The 24,916-nt window shown below is 40.5% G+C and carries 25 protein-coding genes; 14 read left to right on the forward strand and 11 right to left on the reverse strand.

Annotation, left to right across the window (positions count from 1 at the left end; all coding sequences use genetic code 11):
* Position 1 precedes the first annotated feature (1 nt).
* From H4075_RS15700 to H4075_RS15715, 4 genes are read left to right on the forward strand one after another with little or no spacing between them, the layout of a single operon-like run.
* Positions 2-679, forward strand: a complete 678-nt coding sequence (locus H4075_RS15700; protein WP_255460207.1) for an NAD-dependent epimerase/dehydratase family protein — start codon at positions 2-4, stop codon at positions 677-679.
* Between the two features lie 9 nt (positions 680-688).
* Entirely contained in the window at positions 689-1,543 is an 855-nt protein-coding gene (locus tag H4075_RS15705; RefSeq protein WP_182801777.1) for an endonuclease/exonuclease/phosphatase family protein, read from the forward strand.
* A gap of 34 nt (positions 1,544-1,577) precedes the next feature.
* Positions 1,578-2,150: a cysteine hydrolase family protein gene (locus H4075_RS15710; protein ID WP_182801778.1), complete on the forward strand. Its 573-nt coding sequence runs from the start codon at positions 1,578-1,580 to the stop codon at positions 2,148-2,150.
* A 45-nt stretch (positions 2,151-2,195) separates the two neighbouring features.
* Entirely contained in the window at positions 2,196-2,648 is a 453-nt protein-coding gene (locus tag H4075_RS15715) for a nuclear transport factor 2 family protein (protein WP_182801779.1), read from the forward strand.
* A gap of 8 nt (positions 2,649-2,656) precedes the next feature.
* Here the strand turns inward: H4075_RS15715 and H4075_RS15720 are convergent, their stop codons facing one another.
* Together H4075_RS15720 and H4075_RS15725 are read right to left on the reverse strand one after the other, a co-directional pair.
* Complete coding sequence (locus H4075_RS15720) at positions 2,657-3,322, reverse strand: protein-L-isoaspartate(D-aspartate) O-methyltransferase (protein ID WP_182801780.1); 666 nt, start codon at positions 3,320-3,322, stop codon at positions 2,657-2,659.
* Between the two features lie 76 nt (positions 3,323-3,398).
* Entirely contained in the window at positions 3,399-5,126 is a 1,728-nt protein-coding gene (locus tag H4075_RS15725) for a phospho-sugar mutase (protein WP_182801781.1), read from the reverse strand.
* A 69-nt stretch (positions 5,127-5,195) separates the two neighbouring features.
* Here H4075_RS15725 and H4075_RS15730 point away from each other — a divergent pair, with 69 nt between their 5' ends.
* Both H4075_RS15730 and H4075_RS15735 read left to right on the forward strand, forming a co-directional pair.
* On the forward strand, positions 5,196-6,164 hold the full coding sequence (locus tag H4075_RS15730) for a DUF2279 domain-containing protein (RefSeq protein ID WP_182801782.1): 969 nt from the start codon (positions 5,196-5,198) through the stop codon (positions 6,162-6,164).
* Between the two features lie 4 nt (positions 6,165-6,168).
* Positions 6,169-6,483 carry a hypothetical protein gene (locus tag H4075_RS15735; protein ID WP_182801783.1) on the forward strand — a complete coding sequence of 105 codons (315 nt, stop codon included), beginning with the start codon at positions 6,169-6,171 and terminating at the stop codon, positions 6,481-6,483.
* Positions 6,484-6,573: 90 nt separating this feature from the next.
* Here H4075_RS15735 and H4075_RS15740 read toward each other — a convergent pair whose 3' ends face one another.
* Entirely contained in the window at positions 6,574-7,194 is a 621-nt protein-coding gene (locus H4075_RS15740) for a DUF6702 family protein (protein ID WP_182801784.1), read from the reverse strand.
* Positions 7,195-7,246: 52 nt separating this feature from the next.
* Here H4075_RS15740 and H4075_RS15745 point away from each other — a divergent pair, with 52 nt between their 5' ends.
* The 5 genes from H4075_RS15745 to H4075_RS15765 all read left to right on the forward strand — a co-directional run bounded on the left by H4075_RS15745 (position 7,247) and on the right by H4075_RS15765 (position 12,808).
* Complete coding sequence (locus H4075_RS15745) at positions 7,247-7,825, forward strand: HupE/UreJ family protein (RefSeq protein ID WP_182801785.1); 579 nt, start codon at positions 7,247-7,249, stop codon at positions 7,823-7,825.
* A gap of 27 nt (positions 7,826-7,852) precedes the next feature.
* A complete protein-coding gene (locus H4075_RS15750; RefSeq protein WP_220494776.1) occupies positions 7,853-10,168 on the forward strand; it encodes a M1 family metallopeptidase in 2,316 nt (771 codons plus the stop codon).
* A gap of 163 nt (positions 10,169-10,331) precedes the next feature.
* A complete protein-coding gene (locus H4075_RS15755) occupies positions 10,332-11,147 on the forward strand; it encodes an alpha/beta hydrolase (RefSeq protein ID WP_182801787.1) in 816 nt (271 codons plus the stop codon).
* Positions 11,148-11,295: 148 nt separating this feature from the next.
* Positions 11,296-11,724 (forward strand): hypothetical protein, encoded by a 429-nt coding sequence (locus tag H4075_RS15760; RefSeq protein ID WP_182801788.1) that lies wholly within the window; start codon positions 11,296-11,298, stop codon positions 11,722-11,724.
* Between the two features lie 298 nt (positions 11,725-12,022).
* Entirely contained in the window at positions 12,023-12,808 is a 786-nt protein-coding gene (locus H4075_RS15765) for an aminoglycoside 6-adenylyltransferase (protein ID WP_182801789.1), read from the forward strand.
* 114 nt (positions 12,809-12,922) lie between these two features.
* On the opposite strand, the gene H4075_RS15770 is transcribed toward H4075_RS15765, so the two are convergent.
* The 6 genes from H4075_RS15770 to H4075_RS15795 all read right to left on the reverse strand — a co-directional run bounded on the left by H4075_RS15770 (position 12,923) and on the right by H4075_RS15795 (position 19,981).
* The gene (locus H4075_RS15770) at positions 12,923-14,335 is read right to left on the reverse strand and encodes a TolC family protein (RefSeq protein WP_182801790.1); all 1,413 of its coding nucleotides are present in this window, start codon (positions 14,333-14,335) and stop codon (positions 12,923-12,925) included.
* A 22-nt stretch (positions 14,336-14,357) separates the two neighbouring features.
* Entirely contained in the window at positions 14,358-15,719 is a 1,362-nt protein-coding gene (locus H4075_RS15775; protein WP_182801791.1) for an HlyD family secretion protein, read from the reverse strand.
* A gap of 10 nt (positions 15,720-15,729) precedes the next feature.
* Positions 15,730-17,427 (reverse strand): peptidase domain-containing ABC transporter, encoded by a 1,698-nt coding sequence (locus H4075_RS15780; protein WP_182801792.1) that lies wholly within the window; start codon positions 17,425-17,427, stop codon positions 15,730-15,732.
* A gap of 145 nt (positions 17,428-17,572) precedes the next feature.
* Positions 17,573-19,000, reverse strand: coding sequence for an L-serine ammonia-lyase (locus H4075_RS15785; protein ID WP_182801793.1), 1,428 nt, complete (start codon positions 18,998-19,000; stop codon positions 17,573-17,575).
* Positions 19,001-19,083: 83 nt separating this feature from the next.
* Positions 19,084-19,596 carry an FKBP-type peptidyl-prolyl cis-trans isomerase gene (locus H4075_RS15790; protein ID WP_182801794.1) on the reverse strand — a complete coding sequence of 171 codons (513 nt, stop codon included), beginning with the start codon at positions 19,594-19,596 and terminating at the stop codon, positions 19,084-19,086.
* A gap of 58 nt (positions 19,597-19,654) precedes the next feature.
* On the reverse strand, positions 19,655-19,981 hold the full coding sequence (locus H4075_RS15795; RefSeq protein ID WP_182801795.1) for a FeoB-associated Cys-rich membrane protein: 327 nt from the start codon (positions 19,979-19,981) through the stop codon (positions 19,655-19,657).
* A 177-nt stretch (positions 19,982-20,158) separates the two neighbouring features.
* Here H4075_RS15795 and H4075_RS15800 point away from each other — a divergent pair, with 177 nt between their 5' ends.
* The 3 genes from H4075_RS15800 (at position 20,159) to H4075_RS15810 (ending at position 22,932) form a co-directional block, all read left to right on the forward strand.
* Complete coding sequence (locus tag H4075_RS15800; RefSeq protein WP_182801796.1) at positions 20,159-21,070, forward strand: hypothetical protein; 912 nt, start codon at positions 20,159-20,161, stop codon at positions 21,068-21,070.
* Between the two features lies 1 nt (position 21,071).
* Positions 21,072-21,743: a lysoplasmalogenase gene (locus H4075_RS15805; RefSeq protein WP_182801797.1), complete on the forward strand. Its 672-nt coding sequence runs from the start codon at positions 21,072-21,074 to the stop codon at positions 21,741-21,743.
* Between the two features lie 160 nt (positions 21,744-21,903).
* Positions 21,904-22,932: an alpha/beta hydrolase gene (locus H4075_RS15810; protein WP_182801798.1), complete on the forward strand. Its 1,029-nt coding sequence runs from the start codon at positions 21,904-21,906 to the stop codon at positions 22,930-22,932.
* Between the two features lie 65 nt (positions 22,933-22,997).
* Here the strand turns inward: H4075_RS15810 and H4075_RS21695 are convergent, their stop codons facing one another.
* Both H4075_RS21695 and groL read right to left on the reverse strand, forming a co-directional pair.
* Positions 22,998-23,120 carry a hypothetical protein gene (locus tag H4075_RS21695; RefSeq protein ID WP_255460208.1) on the reverse strand — a complete coding sequence of 41 codons (123 nt, stop codon included), beginning with the start codon at positions 23,118-23,120 and terminating at the stop codon, positions 22,998-23,000.
* Positions 23,121-23,269: 149 nt separating this feature from the next.
* Positions 23,270-24,907 carry a chaperonin GroEL gene (groL, locus tag H4075_RS15815; protein ID WP_182801799.1) on the reverse strand — a complete coding sequence of 546 codons (1,638 nt, stop codon included), beginning with the start codon at positions 24,905-24,907 and terminating at the stop codon, positions 23,270-23,272.
* Between the last annotated feature and the right edge of the window lie 9 nt (positions 24,908-24,916).

Genomic DNA, 24,916 nt, shown 5'->3' on the forward strand with positions numbered 1-24,916 from the left:
TATGCAAACAGCCACAACACCCATGCGTGTAATTGTTACAGGAGCCAGCGGAATGGTAGGCGAAGGAGTATTACACGAATGTCTCAATAGTAGTCTCGTAAAAGAAGTAGTAGTGCTTGGACGGAAAAGTTGCGGCATTACACATCCAAAGCTGAAGGAAATTCTACACAGTAATTTTCATGACCTCTCTCCTGTTGCTGATCAACTGAAAGGTTATGATGCCTGCTACTTCTGTGCAGGTGTATCGTCAGTTGGGAAAAAAGAAGAAGAGTTTTATCATCTCACCTATAAACTTACCATGCATGTTGCTGAGACATTAGCAAAACAAAACAGCAACATGACGTTTTGTTATGTTTCCGGTGCCGGTACCGACAGCAGTGAAAAAGGCCGACTCATGTGGGCACGGGTAAAAGGCAAAACAGAAAACGATCTGGTGAAACTTCCTTTTGCACAAGTCTATAATTTCCGGCCGGGTATTATTGAATCAGCACCCGGAATGAAGAATACTATAAAACTTTATCACTATTTCAAATGGCTGATCCCCATTATTAAACTCATTAGTAAAAATGGAGTAGTGAGTTTGGCAGAGATCGGGCAGGCCATGATCAAAGCCGCAACAAAAGGTTACAAAAAACAAGTACTGGAAGTGAAAGATATTAAGGAACTTGCTGCATCATAAACAGCCGGTATGAAAAAGGGTTTTCTTTTCTTTTTTACTTTTATCATTTCTATTCAAATACTACATGCGCAAACACCCTTGCGTGTCATGACGTTTAATATTCGTTTGAACACATCTTCTGACAGTTTAAATGCATGGCCCTATCGCAAAGACAATGTTGCATCACAAATACTGTTTCATAAAATTGAATTACTCGGCGTACAGGAAGCATTGCATGATCAGATGATCGACCTGCAGCAACGCTTACCTCAATTCAAATACACGGGCGGTGGCAGAGATGATGGAAAAACAAAAGGCGAATACAGTGCTATTTTTTACGATACAACAAAACTGCAACTGCTTGGCTCTTCCATGTTCTGGTTAAGTGAAACATCAACTGTTCCCGGCAGTAAAGGATGGGATGCAGCCATCACACGTATTGTCACATGGGCGAAGTTTAAAGATAAACGCACAAAGAAGATCTTCTTTGCTTTCAATACACACTTCGATCATATGGGTAAGATAGCTCGAAGAGAAAGTGCAAAACTGGTATTACAGAAAGTAAAAGAAATTGCCGGCTCCATTCCTGCTGTTATCACGGGTGATTTTAATGCAGAGCCAGCAGATGAACCGATACAGGTGATCGTTGATAAGAATAATCCACTGCGCCTGACAGACAGTAAAGACCTTTCACAAGCACCTCACTACGGGCCAACAGGAACGTTCACCGGCTTCCAAACCAAAGAACGCAACGATCAACCGATCGATTACATTTTTGTAAAAGGCAACTGGAAGGTACTAACCCATGCAACTATTTCGCAAACATGGGGTGGTCGTTTTGCAAGCGATCATTTTGCAGTGATGGCTGAGTTGTTGCTGAGATAATGTTTATTGGTATCACATCTATAAAACATAGCAAATGAGCATTTCAAAATCAAATAACCCCGCACTAATCTTAATTGATATTCAAAAAGCATTTGACAACATTGAATACTGGGGCGGGCAAAGAAACAATCTTAATGCAGAGAGCAATGCAGGTGAGCTCTTAACTCTTTGGAGAGAACACAATCTTCCGGTTTTTCATATCAGGCATTGTTCTTCAAATCCGAATTCATTGCTGCACGAAACGAAAGAAGGAAATCAATTTAAAGACATTGTTAAACCAACAGGGGAAGAAACAATTATCAAAAAAAATGTCAATAGTGCTTTCATCGGTACTGACCTAAAAGAAAGGCTTGACAATGCAAACATTTCAACACTTGTCATCGTTGGTTTAACAACAGATCATTGCGTTTCTACAACTACAAGAATGGCAGGCAATTTTGGTTATACTACCTTTCTTGTTTCAGACGCAACAGCAACATTTAATAAGAAAGGGCTTGACGGACAAACCTTTTCGGCGGAACTGATTCATGAAACCGCTCTTGCAAGTTTAAATGAAGAGTTTGCTACGGTTGTTACAACCGACTTCATAAAACAGAACATTCAGTGAATAATAAAAGCGGAACCTTTATTGATCACCAATAAGACAAAAACCATGAAGCTTACAACATTGTTTCTGTTAGCAGTTTTTCTCTTTTTCTTTTTTATCGACTCATTCTCCCAACAACAGGGCGACGAGGCTTTGATCAGAAAACTCGAAGACAAGGAAAGAGAAGCGATATTGAAAAGCGATACAGCTTTGTTGCATGAATTGATGTCCCAAAAAATTGTAGTGCAAAATCCTGAAAATGAAATTTTAGGATTTCAACAGATCATGGACCGCATCAAGAAAGGAAAAATTAACTACGCCAGTTTTGAAAGAAGAATTGACAATATTGCTTTTATAAACGGTATTGCGGTTGTGATGGGATTGGAAACACTCGTACCAAAAGCCGATACACAACATGCAGGCAAGGCTGTAACAAGACGGTTCACCAACATCTGGACAACAGAAAATGGAAAATGGAAATTAACCGCAAGGCAAGCCACTATCATTTCAATCAATTGATTCCGGGTTTACTTCCCATTCTGCTTTCCGCCAAGCATCGGTACAAACGAAAACGAATCGAAGAGTTCTTCTGTGTAAGAACCATCTTCATGTTTGGTTAAACGTTTCATGCGTTGTGCATCGCCTTCATCAACCGGTATCACCATCTTGGCACCAGCCTTCATTTGTTCGATCAGCTTCGGTGGCACAAACGGTGCAGCAGCAGTAATGATCACTTTGTCAAACGGTGCATAAGTGGGTAAGCCTTCAAACCCATCACCAAAAAAGAATTTAATGTTGAGGTATTTCTTTAAGAAAGGAAAAGAGGCTTTATTAAAGTCGAATAATTTTTTCTGACGCTCAATGGTAAATACATGAGCATTCATTTCGGCCAACACACATGCCTGGTAAGCACTGCCCGTGCCGATCTCCAATACTTTATCGTAAGGTTTTACTTCAAGCAATTGCGTTTGGTAAGCAACAGTGTAAGGTTGAGAAATGGTTTGTCCTTCGCCAATAGGGAAAGCCCTGTCTTCGTAAGCAATCTCATCAAAAGCAGTATCTAAAAAATAATGACGTGGAAGATTATTGATGGCCTCCAGCACCCGTTCATCGGTAATGCCTTTACTGCGCAATACATCTACTAACTTTTTGCGTAATCCTTTATGCCTGTAACTATCTTCAAAACGTCTCATAAGCGGGTGCAAAATAAGAAAGCTGCATCAATTGATGCAGCTTTTATTTTCGATTTCCTACTTTCAACTTTTCACTTTACTTCAACTTCATATCCTTAATAATTCCATCGATCCTATCATTTAACTCCTGATGCACTGCATCAAAGTTCTCTGCTTTATCAAGCTTCGTATTTACACTAAAATAAAATTTGATCTTCGGTTCAGTTCCACTTGGTCGTGCAGAAATTTTACTTCCATCTGCTAAAATAAATTGCAGCACATTACTCTTTGGTAAGTTAATCGTCCACTCCTCACCTGTTTGAATATTTTTGCCTTTTTGTAATTGATAATCGAGCAACTGCACCACTGCCGAACCATTGATGGATGTAGGCGTGTTATCACGGTAGCCCTGCATCATCTCGGCAATTTCCGCCTGGCCGTTCATTCCTTTTTTGGTAATGGAAATAAGGCTTTCTTTATAAAATCCATACTGCACATACAGGTCGATCATCTTCTGGTAAAGACTACGGCCTTTGTTCTTTTCATAAGCTGCCATTTCGCACAACAACGCAACAGCACTGATGGCATCTTTATCACGCAACTGGCTGCCGATCATCAAACCATAACTTTCTTCACCACCAACAATATAATTTTCAGTCGCTTCTTTTTCTTTGATCAATTCTGCGATCCATTTAAAGCCGGTGAGTACATTGTAACACTTGATATCGCTTGCCTTTGCAATGGCATCGATCATTTCTGTTGTTACAATGGTTTTAACCACCATATCGTTTGGTTGATTGATGCCTTTAGCCTTGCGTGCTTCAATCATATAGTTGAAGGCAAGTACAGCAGTTTGGTTTCCGTTCATCAACACCCAGTTGCCTTTGTGATCTTTAATAGCAATACCCACACGATCGCTGTCAGGATCAGTTCCCAATAAAATATCAGCATCCAAGGCTTTAGCTTTGTTCAAACCAATATTCATGGCCTCAGCTTCTTCAGGATTTGGATAAACTACTGTTGGGAAATTTCCATTGGGTTCTTTCTGCTCATCCACAATGGTTACATTGGTAAAACCAAAACGTTGTAACACCTGTGGCACAAGTGTAATACCTGTACCGTGAATGGAAGTGTACACAATCTTAAGATCATGCTGTGCTTTACATACTTCAGGATACACACTCAAACTTTGTATCATTTGCATGTACGCTTCATCCATTTCTTTTCCGATCAACGTGATGTTGCTTTCACCACCACTCCACTTTACATCATCAACACCTGCAATTTTATCAACTTCAGTAATTACATTTTTATCATGTGGTGGCACTAACTGTCCGCCATCATTCCAATAAGCTTTATAGCCATTGTATTCTTTAGGATTGTGCGATGCTGTGCAAACAACACCACCCTGGCAACCAAGATGACGGATAGCAAAACTCAACTCCGGTGTTGGACGTAATGCTTCAAACAAATAAACTTTAATACCGTTTGCACCCATTACGTTTGCAACGATCTCTGCAAACAGTCGGCTGTTGTTGCGACTATCGTGCCCCACAACACATTTTACATTACCCCCGCCAAAACTTTTATTGAGATAGTTGGCATAACCTTGTGTTGCCATACCTACTGTGTATTTATTCATGCGGTTGGTACCAATGCCCATGATACCACGTAACCCACCTGTACCAAACTCCAGGTTACGGTAAAAAGAATCTGCCAGTTCATCGGGGTTGCCTTGTTGAAGTTGTGTGATCTCGTCTTTCACCGATTGCTCGAAATTACCAGCGAGCCACTTTTGTACATTGGCCTGAATCGTTGCTTGCATACAGTTTATTTTTTAGTGATTCAAATGTAGGATACTCCCGCTTTTGTTTCAAGAGCAATTTCAGAAAGAATGGATATTTTCCCCAGCTTCCGTATTTTGCAGCGGCCTATGACAGGTAAGCATTATATCAGCAGGATTATTTTATTGATTTGCATTGCATCCATCACAATGCAGCAGGCAGGTGCCCAGCAATATTTTTTGCCGCCTAGTGATCAGTTTCGTCCCGATCGTTTACGGAAAGTAGTATGGACAGAATCGGCGGTATTTGTATTAACATCTGTTGGTTTGTATTTTCTGTGGTATAAAAAATTTCCCAAGAGTAAGTTCCATTTGCTGAACGATAACAAAGAATGGTTACAGATGGATAAATTGGGGCATGCAACCACTGCTTACAATGTTTCGGTTATGCAACACGATCTGTTACGTTGGAGTGGAGTAAAACCAAACCAGGCTATTGTTGGTGGGGCATTAACCTCCCTTGCATTTTTAAGTATTGTAGAAATGATGGATGCTTTTTCCCGTGACTGGGGTTTCTCCGGTGGGGATATGCTGGCCAATATTTCAGGTGCAGGATTATTTGCGGCGCAACAGTATGGCTGGGGGCAACAACGCATGGGATTGAAATTTTCGGCAAGCTTTTCACCGTATGCACAATACAATCCGAAATTATTAGGGAAAAAGTGGGCCGAACGTTTAATGAAAGATTATAACGGACAAACGTATTGGCTATCGGTCAATCTTCGATCATTTATGAAAACAGAAAGTAATTTCCCTGTTTGGTTCAATGTGGCAGCAGGCATTGGTGCCGATGGCATGATCGGCGCAAGGCAAAACCCAACAGAAATTAATGGTAATACAATACCTTCGTTTAAACGTACCCGTCAGTTTTATCTGGCACCCGATGCCGATTTGCACCGGATACGTTCTGTACAAGCTTTGAATGCACCTTTATTCCTGCTGCAATATTTTAAAACACCTGCACCTGCCATTGAGTGGAAAACTGATGGTAAATTAAAATTGAAACCAATACAATTCTGATTGCATGTTGATGCTTCTTTTATATGGCTCTTTTGCTTTGTTATTTGTTCTGTATGTGATGCGTGCATTGCTGATGGCCGGTTATGATAATCTCAATCTGAAGCATGTTCAACGAAATAATAATTCTTTGATGAGAGGATGGGTTCAGAAAATGCTGCAGTTGAAACCTATCACACAAATGAAACTGAACCCGAGAAGTATTGATCATAAAATACATGTACGCTTTCAGAAAAAAGCTACACTTTATTATTATGGAATCTGGGCTTGCATGTTTGCCATTCTTTTTCTGGCAGCGAAGATTTACCTGGATGCGTTTTGATTTTGTTTCACGCAAAGGCACAAAGAAGCAAAGGTGCAAAGTAGAAATATTATATTTCTTTCCGTCTTCCCGACTTACTGGTAAAAAAACTTACCAGCTTAACGCCACTTCTTTATTGGGAAATGTAAAACGGTGACTCTTGCGTTCTCCTTTATTTTTGAAGTGGATGATGTTTAGCTGATCTTCCCTGTAACTATACAACAGATCATTAAACACAACAGCCGATTTAAACGCAGTGGTATTACTGGTAACAAGATAGATCCACACCGCTTCTCCTTCCTGCTCGAAACCGATCATTTGTAATGCAGCAGCTTTCCCATCGAGTTGCAATCGTAAATGTTGCTGCAGGTAACGGTTGAGCAATTGCTCATTTTCCTTTTTCGTGGATATATTCATGATGTCCACTTTTCGCTTGTATTCTTTCTTTAATGCTTCTTCCAGGTCATCAGTGAAGATTTTACACGCTACCTGTACTTCCTTTTCAGCAGGCTTGTATTCAAACTCCGTTACACTCATGTAATAAGGATGGGCAGAAAAAGCCGTTAGCCAAAAGCCGAGAGTGGCAAGAAAGAAAAGACGACGGACGACGGACGACAAACGACTGCCCGCTAGAGACTTTTTTTCCACTACCAACTTACCACTATCCACTACCGGCTTGCTTTTCCCGAGCCGCTCATATAATTCTGCCACCATCTTCGTATTAAATTTCAAGGATACAAACTTCTGGTTTATTTTCCGAGTTCAACCACCACTGCCACAAAAAATGGGGGATTTTGGGTTTTATTTAAGGGAAGGTTTTTATCACATCACCGACTGGAAAGGTTACGATCATATCCTGTTCGTAATGGCTCTGTGCCTCCCCTATTTCCTGAAAGACTGGAAACAGGTATTGATCCTGATCACCGCATTCACCATTGGTCATAGCCTTACATTAGCATTAAGTATATTCAACAAAATTCTGATCCCCAGCACATGGATCGAATTCCTGATACCGATCACCATCATCATTACGGCATTGGAAAATTTATTCCGCAATAACAATCAACCAAAACATGTAAGACTCCGTTATGCGGCTGCAATGTTGTTTGGATTGATCCATGGTCTTGGTTTCAGCAATTACCTGAGAAGTATGATGGGCAAAAGCGAAAACATCATCACCCAATTACTGGCATTCAATATTGGCCTGGAACTGGGACAATTATTGATTGTACTTGTTGTATTGATGGTTTCCTTCATCTTTGTGCGCCTGCTGAATATAAAACAGAGAGAATGGTCATTGTTTATCAGCGGCGGCATTTTTGGCATTTCATTTATTATGGCGCTTGAGCGCTTACCGTTTTAAAAAGCAAAAAAAATCTGAACTATGCACATGCGTTTTTTACTTGGTTGTTTACTACTCACAGTTGTGGGTATGGCGCAACCGCCCCAGAGCAATCCCGGCAGTAATCATGGCAACCGCTTTGAACAATTGGGATACTTGTTACAAAGTCCGAATGAATACCGTACAGCAAGTGGAGCTCCCGGTCCAAAGTATTGGCAACAAAAAGCCGATTACGACATCAGTGTTGAATTAGACGAAGCTAATCTTCGTTTAACCGGCATCGAAACAATTACGTATTTCAACAACTCTCCTGATCAGTTGACTTACCTGTGGATGCAGTTAGATGAAAACATTCACAACCCGGATCATGATTATCTCCGCAACGGCCGCAACCGTATGGAAGCAAACATGAGCAACACGCAGTTAGTGAACCTTGAGAAATGGCGCACTGCGCAAGAGTCAGGACTTGGCATCAAGATCACTAAGCTAACTGATGCTTCAGGTAACGCATTGAAGTATACCATCAACCAAACAATGATGCGTATTGATCTGCCTGTTGCTTTAAAGCCCGGACAGAAATTTGTATTCAAGATCGATTGGAATTATAAAATACCGGACCGTTTGGTGTGGGGTAGCCGTGGTGGATATGAATTGTTTCCTGAAGATGGAAATGCAGTGTTCACCATGAGTCAATTCTATCCACGCCTTGCAGTGTACAGCGATTTTCAAGGTTGGCAGAACACACAGTTCAGTGGTGGTTCAGAGTTTGCACTCACCTTCGGTAACTTTAAAGTTAAGATGACTGTGCCTGGAGATTTTGTCGTAGCAGCAACAGGTGAATGTCAGAACTACAAACAACTTTTAACTGCGGCACAGTTTCAACGTTGGCAACAGGCGCAATCAGCAAAAGATGTGGTGGAAGTTGTAACACTCGCTGAAGCAACAGCGAATGAAAAAGATAAATCAACTGATAAGAAAACATGGATCTATTCTGCAGAGAACGTACGTGATTTTGCATGGGGTGCCAGTCGCAAATTTGTGTGGGACGCCATGCCAACCTATGTAGAAGGGAAGAAGATCATGAGTATGAGTTATTATCCGAAAGAAGCGTATGCACTTTACCGCAAGTATTCTACCAAGGTAACAGCACATACGTTGAAGATCTATTCAAAGCATACTATTCCTTATCCTTACCCGGTAGCTATTTCTGTTGAAGCATCACAGGGTATGGAATATCCAATGATTGCTTTCAACTATGGACGTACTGAAAAAGATGGTACCTATAGTGAAGCAACGAAGTATGGAATGATCGGTGTAGTGATTCATGAAGTAGGTCATAACTTTTTCCCGATGATCGTGAACAGTGATGAACGCCAGTACTGGTGGATGGATGAAGGATTGAACACCTTCACACAATTCTTAACAGAAGGTGAATTTGATAACAACTATCCTTCACGTCGTGGGCCTGCACATTTGATCACTGATTATATGAAGTTGCCGAAAGATCAACTCGAGCCTATCATGACTATGGGCGATAACGTTACACAGGTTGGTGCCAATGCCTATGCAAAAGCTGCAACAGGTTTAAACATCCTGCGTGAAACAGTAATGGGTCGTGAATTGTTTGATTATTCGTTCCGTGAATATGCACGCCGTTGGGCATTTAAACATCCAACACCTGCTGATCTTTTCCGTACCATGGAAGATGCAAGTGCGGTTGATCTTGATTGGTTCTGGAGAGGCTGGTATTATGGTACTGAGCCGGTTGATATTTCTCTCGACAGTGTGCGTTGGTTCAAGATGAATGATGCTTCGAACTCAGCTGCATTTCAGCAAAAAGAATTTGATGCTGTACACAAACTGCGCAACAAAGATGATAAGAGTATCACCTATGCAACAGATGCTGATACAAGTCTGCGTGATTATTATTATTTCAATCCCGGAGCTGATGCGAAATTTTTTCAACAGCAACGTGAAGCAGCTATAACCATTGATCAAGAGAACAAGAGCAAATGGGCGAATAAGAATTTTTACGAGTTGAGCTTCACCAACAAAGGTGGCATGGTAATGCCTGTAATTGTTGAGTGGACCTATAAAGATGGCACCAAAGAAACCGATCGTGTACCGGTGAATGTTTGGAAACTCAATGAAAATAAATTCACCAAAGTATTCATCAAGGATAAAGAAGTTGCTGCTATCCGTATTGACCCAATGCGTGAAACAGCTGATATTGATGAAAGCAATAACCTATGGCCGGTGAAAGAAATGCCATCGAAGTTTAATTTGTTCCGCCAGGGCGGTGGTCCGGTGCGTGGTGCAAGTGCTGGTGGTAATTCAATGCAGAGAGAACAGAAGAAGAATTAAAGCTGACTTATACCTTAAAAAAAGGCGACAGTTGTGCAACTGTCGCCTTTTTTGTCATTTCGACGAAGGAGAAATCTGTTGGACCTTGTTATGCAGTTGAGCAGATCCCTCGTACATCGGGATGACAGCTATTTTGTGCAGCAGAAATATTTATCTTCAATACATGAAACGATTAAGTACTCTCCTCCTTTTCTTATTCATCGCCTTTCATCTCTTAGCTGCTAAAGTTGATACCGTTACTGTATTCAGCAACAGCATGCAGAAAGAAATTAAATGCGTGGTGATCACACCAAAGAATTACAAGAAAAGTAAAGAACGTTTTCCGGTTGTTTATTTATTGCATGGTTATAGCGGTAATTACCGCAGCTGGTTAAAAGATGCACCGCAGCTTACACAAAAAGCAGATGAATTACAACTGATGATCGTTTCTGTTGATGGTGGTTTTTACAGTTGGTATTACGACAGCCCGATTGACCCAAAGATGAAATACGAAACCTTTGTGAGTAAAGAGTTGGTGAGTTATATCGATACACATTATAAAACCATTGCTGATAAAAAAGGAAGAGCCATTACCGGTTTGAGCATGGGTGGACATGGTGCACTTTATCTTGCAGTACGTAACAAAGAAGTGTATTCGCAGGCAGGTTCAATGGCTGGTGGCGTAGATATTCGTCCATTCCCGAACAACTGGCAGATCAAACAGGTGTTGGGTGATATCAATACGAATAAAGAAAACTGGGATACTTATACCGTCATCAAACAAATTGAAACATTGAAGAACGGTGAATTAAATCTCATCATTGATTGTGGTTTGGGTGATTTCTTTTTAGAAGTGAACCGCAGTCTTCATCAAAAACTGATGAACTTAAAAATAGATCATGATTATACCGAACGCCCCGGTGTACACAATGGTGCTTATTGGGGCAGTGCCGTTGATTATCATTTGTTGTTTTTTAAGAAGGGGTTTGGGAAGAAATAGAGTAAGACAATAGTAACAATTATACAGATAAAAAAATATATGCAAATAAACAAATTAGCTACACCACATGTGACTAACAAAAAAATAATCGCTTAGTAAGTTCTACAAACATTTTTTATTATATCTTCAATCCATATAAAATACTTTTATGAAAAATATAACCGTAAGAAAAATATCCATGCTTCCGCTATTTGTATTTCTCCTTTTGTCTTTAGATAGTTGCAAGAAGGAAGCGGCTCCAATAACCTACAAAATTCAGGGTTTATGGGTAGGCACTATTGGTAATCCAACCTCAACAGCTCAGCCTTACGCATTGTCTATTAAAGCTAATGGTCAAATTACTTTTGAAGGATATGCTGCTAATACATACCATTTCGGAACCGGTACATGGACATTAAATGGCGACTCTTTTACTGCCAATGTTACCACTCTTTATGGCATATCTTCGAATGTCGGAGTCCAACAGAAATTGGAAGCAACATTTAATAGTTCGACTGGGATTCTCAACAACGGAAAGTATGTAAATACTTCTCCAGCAAATGATGCCGGCACATTTTCGGTTACAAAAGTAAATTAAACAACCCTGTAAAAAATATTACAATTTAATAGCACATGCATTCCGCTGCCAGACTCAAGTATCTCGCTTGTGCTGCTTAAGTAAAAACTTCATTCCACCTTCGACCATCTATATTTGTAATTGATCACTTTACTCATGCCAACCGGCGCAAGCGTCCCGCTTGTGACTGATACATTCTATCTGAAATTTGTTATTAAAAGAAGGCTACTATTTCCGTCCGAAGAGGATGTCTGACGTGTCGTCTTACGATTTTTAGCATAACCAACTTTCATATATCTTCATACCACAATCATCACCTATGTTTCAACAGGCTTTTGCTGCACATGCAGCCATCATTGCAGAAGATGACCCTTCCATTCTGGGATTAGCAGTTGCCGGTTCCTGGCTTACACAGGAGCTCGATGAATTTTCTGATCTTGATCTTTTACTCATCAGCAATACAAAAGTGGGTGGCAATAAAGAACAGATGATGGCCTATGCCAATAAGTTTGGCAACCTGTTGAATGCATTTACTGGTGAGCATGTAGGCGAACCTCGTTTGCTCATTTGTTTGTACAACAATCCGCTGCTGCATGTGGATATTAAATTCATTACAGCTGATGAACTGAAAACAAGAATAGAAAATCCGGTGTTATTGTTTGACAGAGATGGAAGTCTGCAGCAGATCATCGATTCAAGTTCCTATCAATTCCCTCACCCTGATCATCAATGGATCGAAGACCGTTTCTGGACATGGGTGCATTATGCCTTGCTGAAGATCGGTCGTGGTGAATACATGGAAGCACATGATTTTCTTGCGTTTTTGCGCATGGTTGTATTTGGACCATTGCTGCATATCAAGAATAATAATTTACCAAGAGGTGTACGTAAAGTGGAAACAACTATTGCACTTGAAGACTTCCAGCAATTACAACAAACATTAGCAACAAATAATAGAGCATCATTGCTTAGTGCATTAGAAAACGCTGTGCAACTTTACCGTTCGTTACGCAACGAATTATTTACGGTTGATACGACTTTACAACATCAAACAGAAGAAGTTGTGATGCAGTATTTTGAAGAAGTGAGGAATAAGACCGTTTAGTTGTTGGCGCTGAGAAAAGAGAACGCAAAGACATTCGCAGAGAAAACACTCTGCGTTAAACTCCTTTTCTCATTTCTCTGTGCCAAGGAGATGCCCCGTCAGACGGGTGGCGTGTTATTGCAACAAACCCGTAGCCCAGTTTAACGCAGCAAATGCCTGGTAAAACTTCACTTTCAGTTCCAGTAATTTCTGTTTTGCTTCCAGCACTTTTGTTTCACGTGAGTTGAGTAAGAACAAGGTTGTTTCGCCCAATGAAAATTTCAGTTGCTCAGCTTCAAACAGGCGTACATAATTACGATACGCATTTTCGTAAATACTGATCTGCTTTTGCAGGTTTAACACCTCATTGTAATGAAAACGTACTTTGTTCTCCAGGTTCAGTTCAGTAAAGCTGCGGTCAAGTTCAGTTGACTTGATCTTAATTCTTGCAGCACGGTAATCACCAATGCCACCCCGGTTAGGAATCGGAATAATGGCATTCACGCCAAACTTGTAATTATTCTCAAAGAAATTCGCATTGAAAGAATTAGCCACGTTGTATCCTTTCTGCAAAAAATTATATTTCAGATCAAGCTTAGGTAACAGATTCTGGAACTTTAATCTACGTTCTACTTCCAGCGATTGCAATTTAAAATCGATCTGTTGCAGCTTCGGATGGTTGGTAACAGTTTGTGTGAGCCAGTTACTGAGTTGATCTACTTTAAAATTGGTGAATGATTGTGCGGTCCATACGCTGTCAGGTATTACACGTTCATTTAAGTAAACAGGCTTGTTTCCTTCTAACCATAAAAAAGTTGAGAGCTCCAATGTTGACTTTCGGAATTTCAGCCATGCTTCTTCACGTTGCTGTTGAAAGTTCTGCAACTGTGCCAGTGCTTCTGTGGTATCAACCGCTGCACGGTCGCCCTGCTGAAAGGAGATACGCACCAGTTCATATCTTGCTTCGTTCAAAAAGATCGTTGTATCAAGTACCATCAGCAGTTGGTAATCTCTTGCCCAACTCCAATACGCTTTGTATGCATCGAATAACAGATCGTTAATAACAGTGCGTCGTTCAAATGCTGATTGCTGTTTAAACAGTTTGCCTTGTTGCAATGCAGCACGGCGTTTATCCAAGATCAGATCTTTCAATAACGGCAAACTGATACCTGCATAACTGGTACGGCTGGCCGAAACTTCAGGATTAAGAAAATCACCAAAATTGTTTTCAAGTCCTGCATATAATTCCACACCAAACCAGGTGGGTATACCCAGCTCTGCATTGGTATAATTGTAATAGTTCTTACCATCAAATGTTTTTTGATCGTTGTTCAAAAAAACTATGGGATCAAAGTTTCCACGGATTGAAAGCAGTTGTGCCCTTGCAGCATCTACCAATAAACCCGCCTGTTTTGCAACCGGGTGATGCTGTTTTACAATCGTAATAAATTCATCTTCTGCCAACACACGCAACGTGTCCTGGGCACGCAATGGAATGCATGCAACGGTATACAAAATCAATAAACTCAAAATTCTGTGCTTCATCATGTATGTGGCCGTTTTTGCTTGCTTACTTTTTTTCTTTTTCTTCTTTTCCGTTGGCAGTTGTTTGCGGACGATAATAATCCGGTGGAAAACCATTGATCTGCCGCCACAATTCATACCACACCGATACATCTTTCAACAACGTAAAATTTACGGCACCTGTTCCGAGTTTCATATTGGTTGGCCACGGCCGTTCGTTTTTATCTTCTGCAACGAGTACACGAAACATACCATTGCTGCTGAGGTTTGATTCAATGGCTACAATTTCACCAGCATAGGTTCCATACGATGCCTGCGGCCATCCACTGAAAACAATTGCCGGAAATCCATCGAACATAAAACGTGTTTTTTGTCCGATGGTGAGCAACTGCAGATCCATTGGCTTTACCCAAACTTCTACTGCCAGTTGATATTGTTTTGGTACAATCTCAACGATCATATCGCCTTCTTTCAGCATTTCATTGATACCCGCTTTCATGGCTTTGATCACTTGTCCATCCTGTGGTGCCAACACAAAATATTGTCCGTTTCGTATTCTGTAGTTGTCATATTGATTTTGCAGCTTCGCTACTTTTCCCTGCCCGGTTGAAATTTGTGATTGCGATTGAAAACGATCGCCGGATGCTTTTGCAATTTTTTCTGCATATTCCTGGATGGCTGCACTGCGTTCCAGTTGAAGAATCAGCAGATCCTGTTTACTGTTATTGAAATCGTTTTGTGCGCCGATCAGTTTTGCATTCACATTCTGATGCATCACTTTGCGGCGTTCAAATTCAGTTAACGGAATAACACCTTGCTCATACATTTTTACAGCGCCTTCGAGTTGTCGATCTGCTACATTCATTTCATTCATAGCCGCACTCACTTTCATGCTATCACTCTGCACTTTTCGCTTTGTCTGTATGAGTTTATTATCGATTGAACTCAACTTTAATTCCCGTTCATTTTCCAATGCGGCAATCTGCTGACCCGTAGCACTTACTTTCCCTTCATAATAATCGATCGTCATTTGTTCGGCAGTGAGTTGCTGTTCGGTACGTTGCAACAGGTTCGGATCGAGGTAATCATCTTTAATCTCTGCTAACTGCAAAATGGTATCACCCTTCTTCACAAAGTCGCCTTCCTTCACCCACCATTTTACAATTCGTCCGCCAATGATATTGTTTACCTGTTGAGGGCGTTGCTCCTGCCGAAGTGTAGTAACTGTGCCGTTGCTGCGGATATTTTGTGTCCACGGCAAAAAAAGTATAATGATGGTAATACCAATGATGAAAAAAAAGTAGCGGCGTATTTTACTGGTTTTGTGCTGCCGGTAAATTTCATTGAATGATCGGAGCGGCTTACCTGTTTTTTCCTGTATATCCGGTGTAAGTAGTTGAAACGACATGTGGTTTAATTTAACGGTTAACAGTTGGCTGCTCTTCCTTTACAATTCGTCCGTCCTGCATATATAAAACACGATTGCACCTTCGTGCATACACATCATCGTTTGAAATGACGATCACAGTTGTGCCTGGTATTTTCTGCAGCAGGTATTGCTGCACTTTTTCACGGCAATCTGCGTCAAAGCCAAACCATGGTTCTTCGAGCAATAATAATTTTGGATGCGATACCAATGCACGGAGCAATAATACTTTTCGTATAACGGCACTGGACAAGCGCTTTCCTGCTGCATCGATTTGTGTATCGAATCCATTTTTGAGAGAAGAAATAAAATCGCTGACTCCAAGCTGCGTTGCAAGTGTTGTGATCTGTGAAGTTGTTACCGAAGTATCACCTAAAGAAATATTTTCATACAATGTACCCTGAAAAATATCCTGCTGGTGAAACAGGATGCCTGTTTCTGCACGCAGCAATGCAGGGTTATAATTACCGATCGGTATATCGTTAATCAATATGCTTCCTCCAAAATCTGCATAAGCACCGGTGAGTAATTTTAACAGCGTGGATTTACCTGAACCATCACCGCCTTTAATACAAATTTTTTCTCCCTGCTTTACATTGAATGAAAGTTGCTGCAGTATCGATGTTTGATCGTTGTAACTGAAATGCAGATCGTTTACCGTAACTGATAATCCGTTTGCAGATGAATCGGGGCGTAATGTTCCTTCTGATTCGAGCGGCTTATCTATCACTTTTCCTAACTTTTCAACGCTGGTTAAAATGTCATATATTTTATCAAGGCTGCGGATCAATTTTTCAACTGACGCCAGTACTAACAGAATAACGATCTCTGCTGCTGCAAACTGTCCCACGTTAATTTCATTACCCACGAGCAATACAGCACCAACAATCAACATACCTGCCGTTACCAGAATTTTAAACCCGATCAATGTCCAGTACTGCATTAACAGAATCCGGAAATGACTGGTGCGTGCATGAAGGTATTTGGTTACCAGTGCATCTGTTTTATCCATGGGCAATGATGAACCTCTGGAAAACTGAAATGATTTCAATACACGTGCAATTTCCTCCAGCCATCCGGCAACTTCATATTTATATTCACTTTCATCGAGGCTGGTTGACAAACCCCTTGCGTATGTTACCCGAATAATAACAAACAGGATCAAAATAACCAGTAAACTGAAGATGATAAATACATTCGCATATAGAGAGAGCAAGATCAAACCAAACAATACCTGTATCAATGCCGCCGGAATATCGAGCAGCAAACGGCTTAAGCTTTTTTCTAAATTAACGGTATCGAAAAAACGGTTGACAAACTCAGGTAAATAATACTGATCGATCTTCTTCAAATCGAGACGGGGGATACGCCATGCAAATTCAAATGAATAACGGGTGAAGATCCGTTGCTGAATTTTTTCAATGATCTTCATTTGGTTTACCTGCAGCAAACCGGTAAAGAATACACTGATCACAACAAGAATAATTAAAACAATAATGGAAGTAGATATACGGCCGGCAAGTACAAAGTTGATAATGGCCTGCACACCCAATGGCACAGCAAGCTGCAATAACCCTGCAAGAATTGCATAAAAATAAATTGCACCAATCTCCTTTCGCTCCAGGTTCAATACCTGTAATAAGCGTTGCAGCGGACGTTTAAGGTCCTTTCCTGCCTGGTAATTTGCCATTAATTTGACCGTTATGTTAAAGAAAGTTATTGATTTAAATCCGCTCCTTTGAACAGTTTTTTAAATCGTTTGCAAAAGAACAGCATTTCTGCAAAATTGTTAAGCGCTGTTGACTGATTTTGTTTTTTTTAACAACTAACGGGTATCAACACTCGGGAAGAGCAATTGGAATATTGATGGCTAAACCGCCTTCGGCAGTTTCTTTGTATTTGTGATTCATATCTTTTGCGGTATCCCACATGGTTTTCACCACAGCATCTAATGATACTTTTGCAAAATCGGGTGTACTTTGTAATGCAAGTTGAGAGGCTGTGATAGCTTTGATTGCACCCATGGTGTTCCGTTCAATGCATGGAACCTGCACCAATCCTGCAATAGGATCGCAGGTTAAGCCAAGATGATGTTCCATTGCAATTTCAGCCGCCATCAACACCTGTCGCTGTGTACCTCCCATACATTCAGTGAGTGCAGCCGCAGCCATTGCACTTGACACGCCAATCTCGGCCTGGCAGCCACCCATTGCTGCAGAAATGGTAGAACCTTTTTTAAAGATGCTTCCTACTTCAGAAGCAGTTAATAAAAAACGAATGATCTTTTCTTCATCGGCACCATTACAAAAACAAACATAATACATCAATACAGCAGGAATAACACCGGCGGCTCCATTAGTTGGAGCTGTTACTACTCTGCCGAAAGATGCATTCTCTTCATTCACTGCCAATGCAAAACAACTTACCCAATCGAGTGTGTATTTAAAATCATTACCACCACTGCGAATGGCTTCCACCCACTCCTGAAAATCAGTATAAGATTTCTGCTGCAATAATTTTTTATTCAAACCGGCACCACGTCTTTTCACATTCAGACCACCCGGCAAATAACCTTCAGTGTGACAACCTTTAAACATACATTCATGCATTACACGCCAGATGTTGATTACGCCTTGCTTTGTTTCCTCTTCGCTGCGCCACGCATTTTCATTCTCCATCACCACTTCACTGATACTCATGCCTGTTTTCATGCACCAATGCAACAGATCTTCGGCCGTATCAACAGGAAAAGGTAACTGCACCTGTGCATGGCCGGTAGACTCCTCGTTTTCTTTTACCACAAAACCACCACCAATGGAGTACCAGGTTTCAGCTATAGAAGTGCCATCATTAAATGAAGCAAGAAATGTAACGGCATTAGGATGATAAGGAAGACTCTCCGTCATCAAAAAATCAATATCCTCTCTTGGATCAAAAGCCACTTCGTGCTTTCCTCCCAAAAGAATTTCATTCATGTCAGCAATATCCCTGATGCGTGCATCAATAGAATTTACATCAAATGTAACAGGATCTTCACCACACAAACCTAACTGGATAGCGACATCAGTTCCATGCCCTTTCCCTGTTTTCGCTAATGACCCATAAAGCAACACACGCACAGTTGCCACCTGCTCTAACGGTTGCATTGTTTGAATTGACTGAACAAAACGTTGAGCGGCACGCCATGGCCCAAGCGTATGACTGCTGGATGGGCCAACGCCGATCTTAAACATATCGAAAACGGAAATAGGTTCGTATGACAAGTGATTGAGTTTTTACAAAAGTAAGTAAACAAAAAAGCTCCCCGTTGTTTAGGAGAGCTTTTCTATTCGCTTGTTGAGATTACTTATTTATAAACAGTTACAATTTCAACATCAAAAATGAGCATAGCATTTTGAGGAATGGTATATAAACCGGTATTCGGATTAAACGACCCCGCTGCACCATAACCCAATGAAGAGGGAATATACAACCTGATCTTGCCACCCTCACCTACTAATTGCATACCACGGTTCCATCCTTCAATTAAACTACCTAAAGTAAAAGATGCTGTTGATGTTCCCGTTGTTTGATCGAAAATTGTTCCATTTGCAAGCTGCCCCTTATATTTTACAACAACGGTATTGCAAAGCGCAGGTTTATTAGTGTTTCCTTGCGCATCAATTACATAGTACATACCGGAAGTTCCCAACTCAGTTGTGCCTGTTATGTTATTTGCAGCAATATAATTTGTCACTACAGCTTCTTCCTGTGCCGATGCCGATGTATTTTCAGCAGAGTAAGGACACTCCTCACTATTTTTTTTCTTACACGCACTTAACATAGCTACTGCCATCAATAATCCAACTACATACTTCATGTTACGATATTTTGTTTTAGTTCAAATTTCAATTAAAAGACCTGCTTTATTTTGACAATCATTTTTCCTCTAACGTTGCCTCTGTTTCTAATTTTTGCTTCAGTTCAAGATAACGTTGCTCATTCATCTCCCATTTAAAACGCATCTTGAAAATAGCGTAGAACACGATCACCAGTAAAACGGCGATCAGGATTATGGTCAACTGTGACCCTGATACATAAGGCATGTTTTTGTACCAGCCCCTGAACATGACTGCCAGCAAAATCGGGAACCCAAATGCAAGACCTAATGGCAAACCTATTGTAAGTTGGCTCAACAGTCTCTTTTCCCTGCTACGGTTTTGCTCCCACCACTGCATAAACTCTTTTTCCTGTGCCGACAGCATGCTGTTATTTTTGGCAAATGTAAGCAACAGCGTTCAGCCCTATGTCTTCTTTAACGAAGATTTGCGGAAACAGTAAAATCAAGGGCTTGAACCCTTTATAAATGGGCTGTCCTGAACGTCGGCATTCTATTTCTATGATAAAAGCTGGTTTTTAAGTATGTTTGAAAAAAATTATCCGTGAAAATCCAGGAAATATTATCACAGTATCTGTACAAGGAGAAAAGTCTTACACTCCCAGGTCTTGGCCGTTTTGATCTGAATCCTTCGGTTAATATCTACGATTTAAAAGAAGAAGGATGGCCTGCCGATACTATTTCATTTACCACCAACCGTAATGCCGTTCTTGATGAAAGTCTGCTTCAGTTCCTGATGCAACAGACAGGCAAAATGAAGCCGCTTGCCATGAGCGATCTTGAATCGTATATAAGCAATGGTATGCAGCTGATCAACATTGGCAAACCGTTTCCTATTAAAGGCATTGGCTCCATCAATAAAACTAAAGACAACCAGTTTACATTTGAGCAAGGCAGTCCTGCCCTGGAAAAAATTGATTCAATTAATACCGATCATGTTCGTGACCGTACGGTATTAGCAGAAGGTGAAAAGGAAATTGACTTTTCACATGAAGAACGGAAGAGTTCAAAAAAGCCGATCATTATTCTGGGAACCATTGTAGCGTTGGTGCTGGTTGGCTGGGCTGTTTATTTGGCTATTCCAAAAAAAGATAAACCGCAAGAACCTGAAACAAACCTTACTGAACAAATTACTCCTGCAGATACCACAACACAACAACCTGATACAACTGCAAGCGTAGTGAAAGATTCTGTGGCACCGGTTGTGCCTGCACCTCTAGTTGATACAAGCTCGTTAAAACTTATTCTTGAAACAGCTGCTACAAAAAGCAAAGCCGATGCCCGTATTGCTTTTCACAAAACAAGAGGAAGAGAACTTTCATTACTTATGAAAGACAGCAGTACTTATCAACTGATATTGCTTGTACAGAAATCGCTTTCTGACAGCACGAAAGTGAAAGATTCGCTCCGAAACTGGTATGGCATTAAAGCACAGGTTGTGAAACCGGGTAACTAGTATGAAGCAGCTGGCAAAAATCATCTTTGGCATCTATGCGTTGGTGGTTGTGCTTGAATTGCTATTCATTTATTTTGATCAACCGCAACTACGATGGTTTACCAAACCATTGCTGATGCCTTTGTTGATGCTGGGATTTTATATCGCATCTGCTAAACAGAGTGGAACATTCTTCAAACTTATACTTGTTGCGTTGTTACTTTCCTGGGCAGGCGATGTATTGCTTCAAATGAAAGGAATGTTTATACCCGGGTTGGTTTCGTTCCTGCTGGCGCATGTTTTCTACATTGTTTACTTTCTAAAAACAGGAAAAGGGCAGAAAGGATTAATACAATTACAACCATTGATCGGAATTCCCGTATTGATTTACATTCTCATTTTCCTTTGGCAGCTCTACCCTTTTCTTGATGCACTAAAAATACCGGTGACGGTTTATGGCATTACGATTGGGACCATGCTGCTGTCAGCGATCAATACAAAACGGAAGACCAGTGATAATGCAGCTGTATTATTTTTAATCGGGGCAATATTATTTGTTATTTCAGATTCGTTATTGGCTGTTAATTTATTTGCCATGCATGATGTTGTTTTAAGTTTATGTGTGATGCTTACCTATGCTGCTGCACAGTATCTGATTGTGAAGGGAGCATTGATCAATAACCAACCAAATTAATTCACCCAACTTATCGTCTTGCGGAAAAAGAAAAAACAGAAGTAGTTGTTTAATCGCTTCATCATTCCCTTACTATTTTCTTCAGCACACTTGCAAAAAACGATTTCTTTTTTTTATCTTATTGTTGAAAACATCGCTTTGTTTACAAACCAAAACTCCCATGGCTTCAAAAACATTTAGCTGGAAAAAGTTTTTCATCCGCATATTTATTGTTCTCTTCACACTTGCAGTTATTGTATTTGCTGCGTTCAAATTATCGCCCTGGCCTTCAGCAATGATCATCCGCAACGCATTTAACAGAGGAGGCGTTACGACTAATGATGCATTAGAAAAACATGTACCAAAAAATATCACTGCAATTTTGGATGAAGTGTATGATGCTGCAGATAAAGATGCGAAACTAGATGTTTATTATCCTTCTTCTCTTGCAGCCAATGAATTATTACCCGTAATCGTATGGATTCATGGTGGCGGGCTTATCTCCGGCGATAAGGCGCACATCCGGAATTACTGTAAAATACTTGCATCATATGGCTATGTTACGGTATCGATTGATTATTCGGTTGCTCCCGAAAAAAAATACCCCACACCACTGAAACAAACTGCAGCGGCATTGGCTTATCTGCAAAAACAGGCCAACCGTTTTCATATTGACACGGCTCATTTTATTCTGGCGGGTGATTCAGGTGGCGCCCATATTGCTTCGCAAACAGCAAATATTATTTACAACAGCAGTTACGCAAAATTAATCGGCATTATGCCCTCATTAAATCCTTCACAGCTCGCAGGACAATTATTGTACTGCGGACCTTATGATATAGACAATGTAAACACAGAAGGTGCATTTGGTGGATTTATGCAGACTGTACTTTGGGCTTACAGCGGATCGAAAAATCACAAAGAAAATGAATTGTTCAAAACAGCTTCGATTATTAATTACATAGAAGCAGGTTATCCTCCAAGTTTTATTTCTGCAGGTAATGGCGATCCGCTATTGTCGCATTCAAAAGCATTGGCAGAAAAACTGGTAACGATCAATGCAAAGGTAGATACACTCTTTTTCCCGCAGGATTTACAACCTGCACTTCCGCATGAATATCAGTTTAACCTGGATACAGAAGCAGGGAAAACAGCATTGCAACAATCCTTACGTTTCCTCAACAGCCTGCAGATGAAATTTACTCTGTAATTCATTTATATTTCATTGACTTTGTTCATAAATCAAAACCTCCTGCGGTTGCAGGAGGTTTTGATTTAATAGATCAGATAAGGATTATCAAATGGATCATCATCTCCCCTTCTGATACGTTGCAATAATTGATTGATTTTGTTTTTCAATTTCAACATAAACGGTAAAAGCATGTTTACTTTTTTCATTTCTCATGTTTTTAATCGTGATGAATCATTGAAATGCAAAGTCCCCTGTTTTACCAGAGGACTTTGTTTGTATGTTCAAGCTGTTACAAGTTGTTGAGGTGTTTAAATTGAAGACACTTTCGACATTCAACTTTACACTTCCCACTTTCTTAGTAACCACCCATGCCACCCATATCAGGAGCGCCATGTGCATGTGCTTCTTCTTTCTTCGGCTTATCAGCAATTACAGCTTCTGTTGTTAACAACATACCTGCAATAGACGCTGCATTTTCCAAGGCTACACGGCTAACTTTTGTAGGATCAATTACACCTGCTTTGAACAGGTTCTCATACACTTCTGTACGTGCATTGAAACCAAAATCGCCTTTACCTTCTTTGATCTTCTGTACAACGATCGAACCATCGATACCTGCGTTAGCAGTTAATGTACGCATTGGTTCTTCCAGTGCACGACGAACGATCTGCATACCGGTTTGTTCATCTTCAATTTGTCCACGAACTTTTGCTTCCAATGCATCAATTGCACGGATGTAAGCAACACCACCACCTGGAACAATACCTTCTTCAACCGCAGCTCTTGTTGCATGTAATGCATCATCTACACGGTCTTTCTTTTCTTTCATTTCCATTTCAGTAGCAGCACCAATGTACAATACAGCAACACCACCGGCTAATTTAGCAAGGCGCTCTTGTAATTTTTCTTTATCGTAATCAGAAGTTGTGTTTTCAACTTGTGCTTTGATCTGGTTTACACGTGCAGTGATGTCAGTTTTCTTTCCTTTACCACCAACAACTGTTGTATTGTCTTTATCAATTGTTACAGAAGAAGCCTGACCTAAATAAGTCAAATCAGCATTCTCCAATTTGTAACCTTGCTCTTCGCTGATTACTGTACCTGCAGTGAGGATCGCAATATCAGTGAGCATTTCTTTACGACGGTCACCAAAGCCCGGAGCTTTTACAGCAGCCACTTTCAATGTACCACGGAGTTTGTTTACTACCAATGTTGCCAATGCTTCACCTTCAAGATCTTCAGAGATGATCAACAACGGACGACCGCTTTGAGCAACTTTCTCCAGAATGTGGAGGATATCTTTCATTGCAGAGATCTTCTTATCATAGATAAGAATGTATGGGTTCTGCAATTCAACTTCCATTTTTTCGCTGTTTGTAACGAAGTATGGAGAAATATAACCACGATCGAACTGCATACCTTCTACTACATCAACAGTAGTATCAGTACCTTTTGCTTCTTCAACAGTGATCACACCTTCTTTACCAACTTTAGCAAATGCTTCTGCGATCAACTTACCAATAGTTTCATCGTTGTTTGCAGAAATAGTTGCAACCTGTTGAATTTTTTTGCTGTCGTTGCCAACAGTTTGCGATTGGCTTTTTAAATTTTCAACTACCAGTTTTACTGCTTTATCAATACCACGTTTCAGATCCATTGGGTTTGCACCAGCAGCAACCATTTTCAAACCTTCGCTGATGATTGATTGCGCCAATACAGTTGCAGTAGTAGTACCATCACCTGCAATGTCTGCAGTTTTAGAAGCTACTTCTTTCACCATTTGAGCACCCATGTTTTCAATAGGATCTTCCAGTTCAATTTCTTTTGCAACAGTAACACCATCTTTCGTTACAGCCGGTGCACCGAATTTCTTTTCGATTACTACGTTACGTCCTTTAGGACCGAGGGTAACTTTCACGGCGTTGGCCAGAATGTCAACACCTTTCTTCATTTTATTTCTTCCTTCAATATCGAAGAAGATTTGCTTTGCCATAGTTATTTA

Source organism: Lacibacter sediminis, assembly GCF_014168535.1.
In the GTDB taxonomy this organism is placed as follows: Bacteria; Bacteroidota; Bacteroidia; order Chitinophagales; family Chitinophagaceae; genus Lacibacter; species Lacibacter sediminis.

Coding starts and splice junctions, on each gene's coding strand:
- H4075_RS15745 (WP_182801785.1), top strand. CDS start 7,247: ATGGGGGATTTTGGGTTTTATTTAAGGGAAGGTTTTTATCACATCACC.
- H4075_RS15730 (WP_182801782.1), top strand. CDS start 5,196: ATGGATATTTTCCCCAGCTTCCGTATTTTGCAGCGGCCTATGACAGGT.
- H4075_RS15765 (WP_182801789.1), top strand. CDS start 12,023: ATGTTTCAACAGGCTTTTGCTGCACATGCAGCCATCATTGCAGAAGAT.
- H4075_RS15770 (WP_182801790.1), bottom strand. CDS start 14,335: ATGATGAAGCACAGAATTTTGAGTTTATTGATTTTGTATACCGTTGCA.
- H4075_RS15720 (WP_182801780.1), bottom strand. CDS start 3,322: ATGAGACGTTTTGAAGATAGTTACAGGCATAAAGGATTACGCAAAAAG.
- H4075_RS15735 (WP_182801783.1), top strand. CDS start 6,169: ATGTTGATGCTTCTTTTATATGGCTCTTTTGCTTTGTTATTTGTTCTG.
- H4075_RS15775 (WP_182801791.1), bottom strand. CDS start 15,719: ATGTCGTTTCAACTACTTACACCGGATATACAGGAAAAAACAGGTAAG.
- H4075_RS15715 (WP_182801779.1), top strand. CDS start 2,196: ATGAAGCTTACAACATTGTTTCTGTTAGCAGTTTTTCTCTTTTTCTTT.
- H4075_RS15795 (WP_182801795.1), bottom strand. CDS start 19,981: ATGCTGTCGGCACAGGAAAAAGAGTTTATGCAGTGGTGGGAGCAAAAC.
- H4075_RS15750 (WP_220494776.1), top strand. CDS start 7,853: ATGCGTTTTTTACTTGGTTGTTTACTACTCACAGTTGTGGGTATGGCG.
- H4075_RS15805 (WP_182801797.1), top strand. CDS start 21,072: ATGAAGCAGCTGGCAAAAATCATCTTTGGCATCTATGCGTTGGTGGTT.
- H4075_RS15700 (WP_255460207.1), top strand. CDS start 2: ATGCAAACAGCCACAACACCCATGCGTGTAATTGTTACAGGAGCCAGC.
- H4075_RS15790 (WP_182801794.1), bottom strand. CDS start 19,596: ATGAAGTATGTAGTTGGATTATTGATGGCAGTAGCTATGTTAAGTGCG.
- H4075_RS15705 (WP_182801777.1), top strand. CDS start 689: ATGAAAAAGGGTTTTCTTTTCTTTTTTACTTTTATCATTTCTATTCAA.
- H4075_RS15760 (WP_182801788.1), top strand. CDS start 11,296: ATGAAAAATATAACCGTAAGAAAAATATCCATGCTTCCGCTATTTGTA.
- H4075_RS15755 (WP_182801787.1), top strand. CDS start 10,332: ATGAAACGATTAAGTACTCTCCTCCTTTTCTTATTCATCGCCTTTCAT.
- H4075_RS15780 (WP_182801792.1), bottom strand. CDS start 17,427: ATGGCAAATTACCAGGCAGGAAAGGACCTTAAACGTCCGCTGCAACGC.
- H4075_RS15725 (WP_182801781.1), bottom strand. CDS start 5,126: ATGCAAGCAACGATTCAGGCCAATGTACAAAAGTGGCTCGCTGGTAAT.
- H4075_RS21695 (WP_255460208.1), bottom strand. CDS start 23,120: ATGAAAAAAGTAAACATGCTTTTACCGTTTATGTTGAAATTGAAAAAC.
- groL (WP_182801799.1), bottom strand. CDS start 24,907: ATGGCAAAGCAAATCTTCTTCGATATTGAAGGAAGAAATAAAATGAAG.
- H4075_RS15810 (WP_182801798.1), top strand. CDS start 21,904: ATGGCTTCAAAAACATTTAGCTGGAAAAAGTTTTTCATCCGCATATTT.
- H4075_RS15710 (WP_182801778.1), top strand. CDS start 1,578: ATGAGCATTTCAAAATCAAATAACCCCGCACTAATCTTAATTGATATT.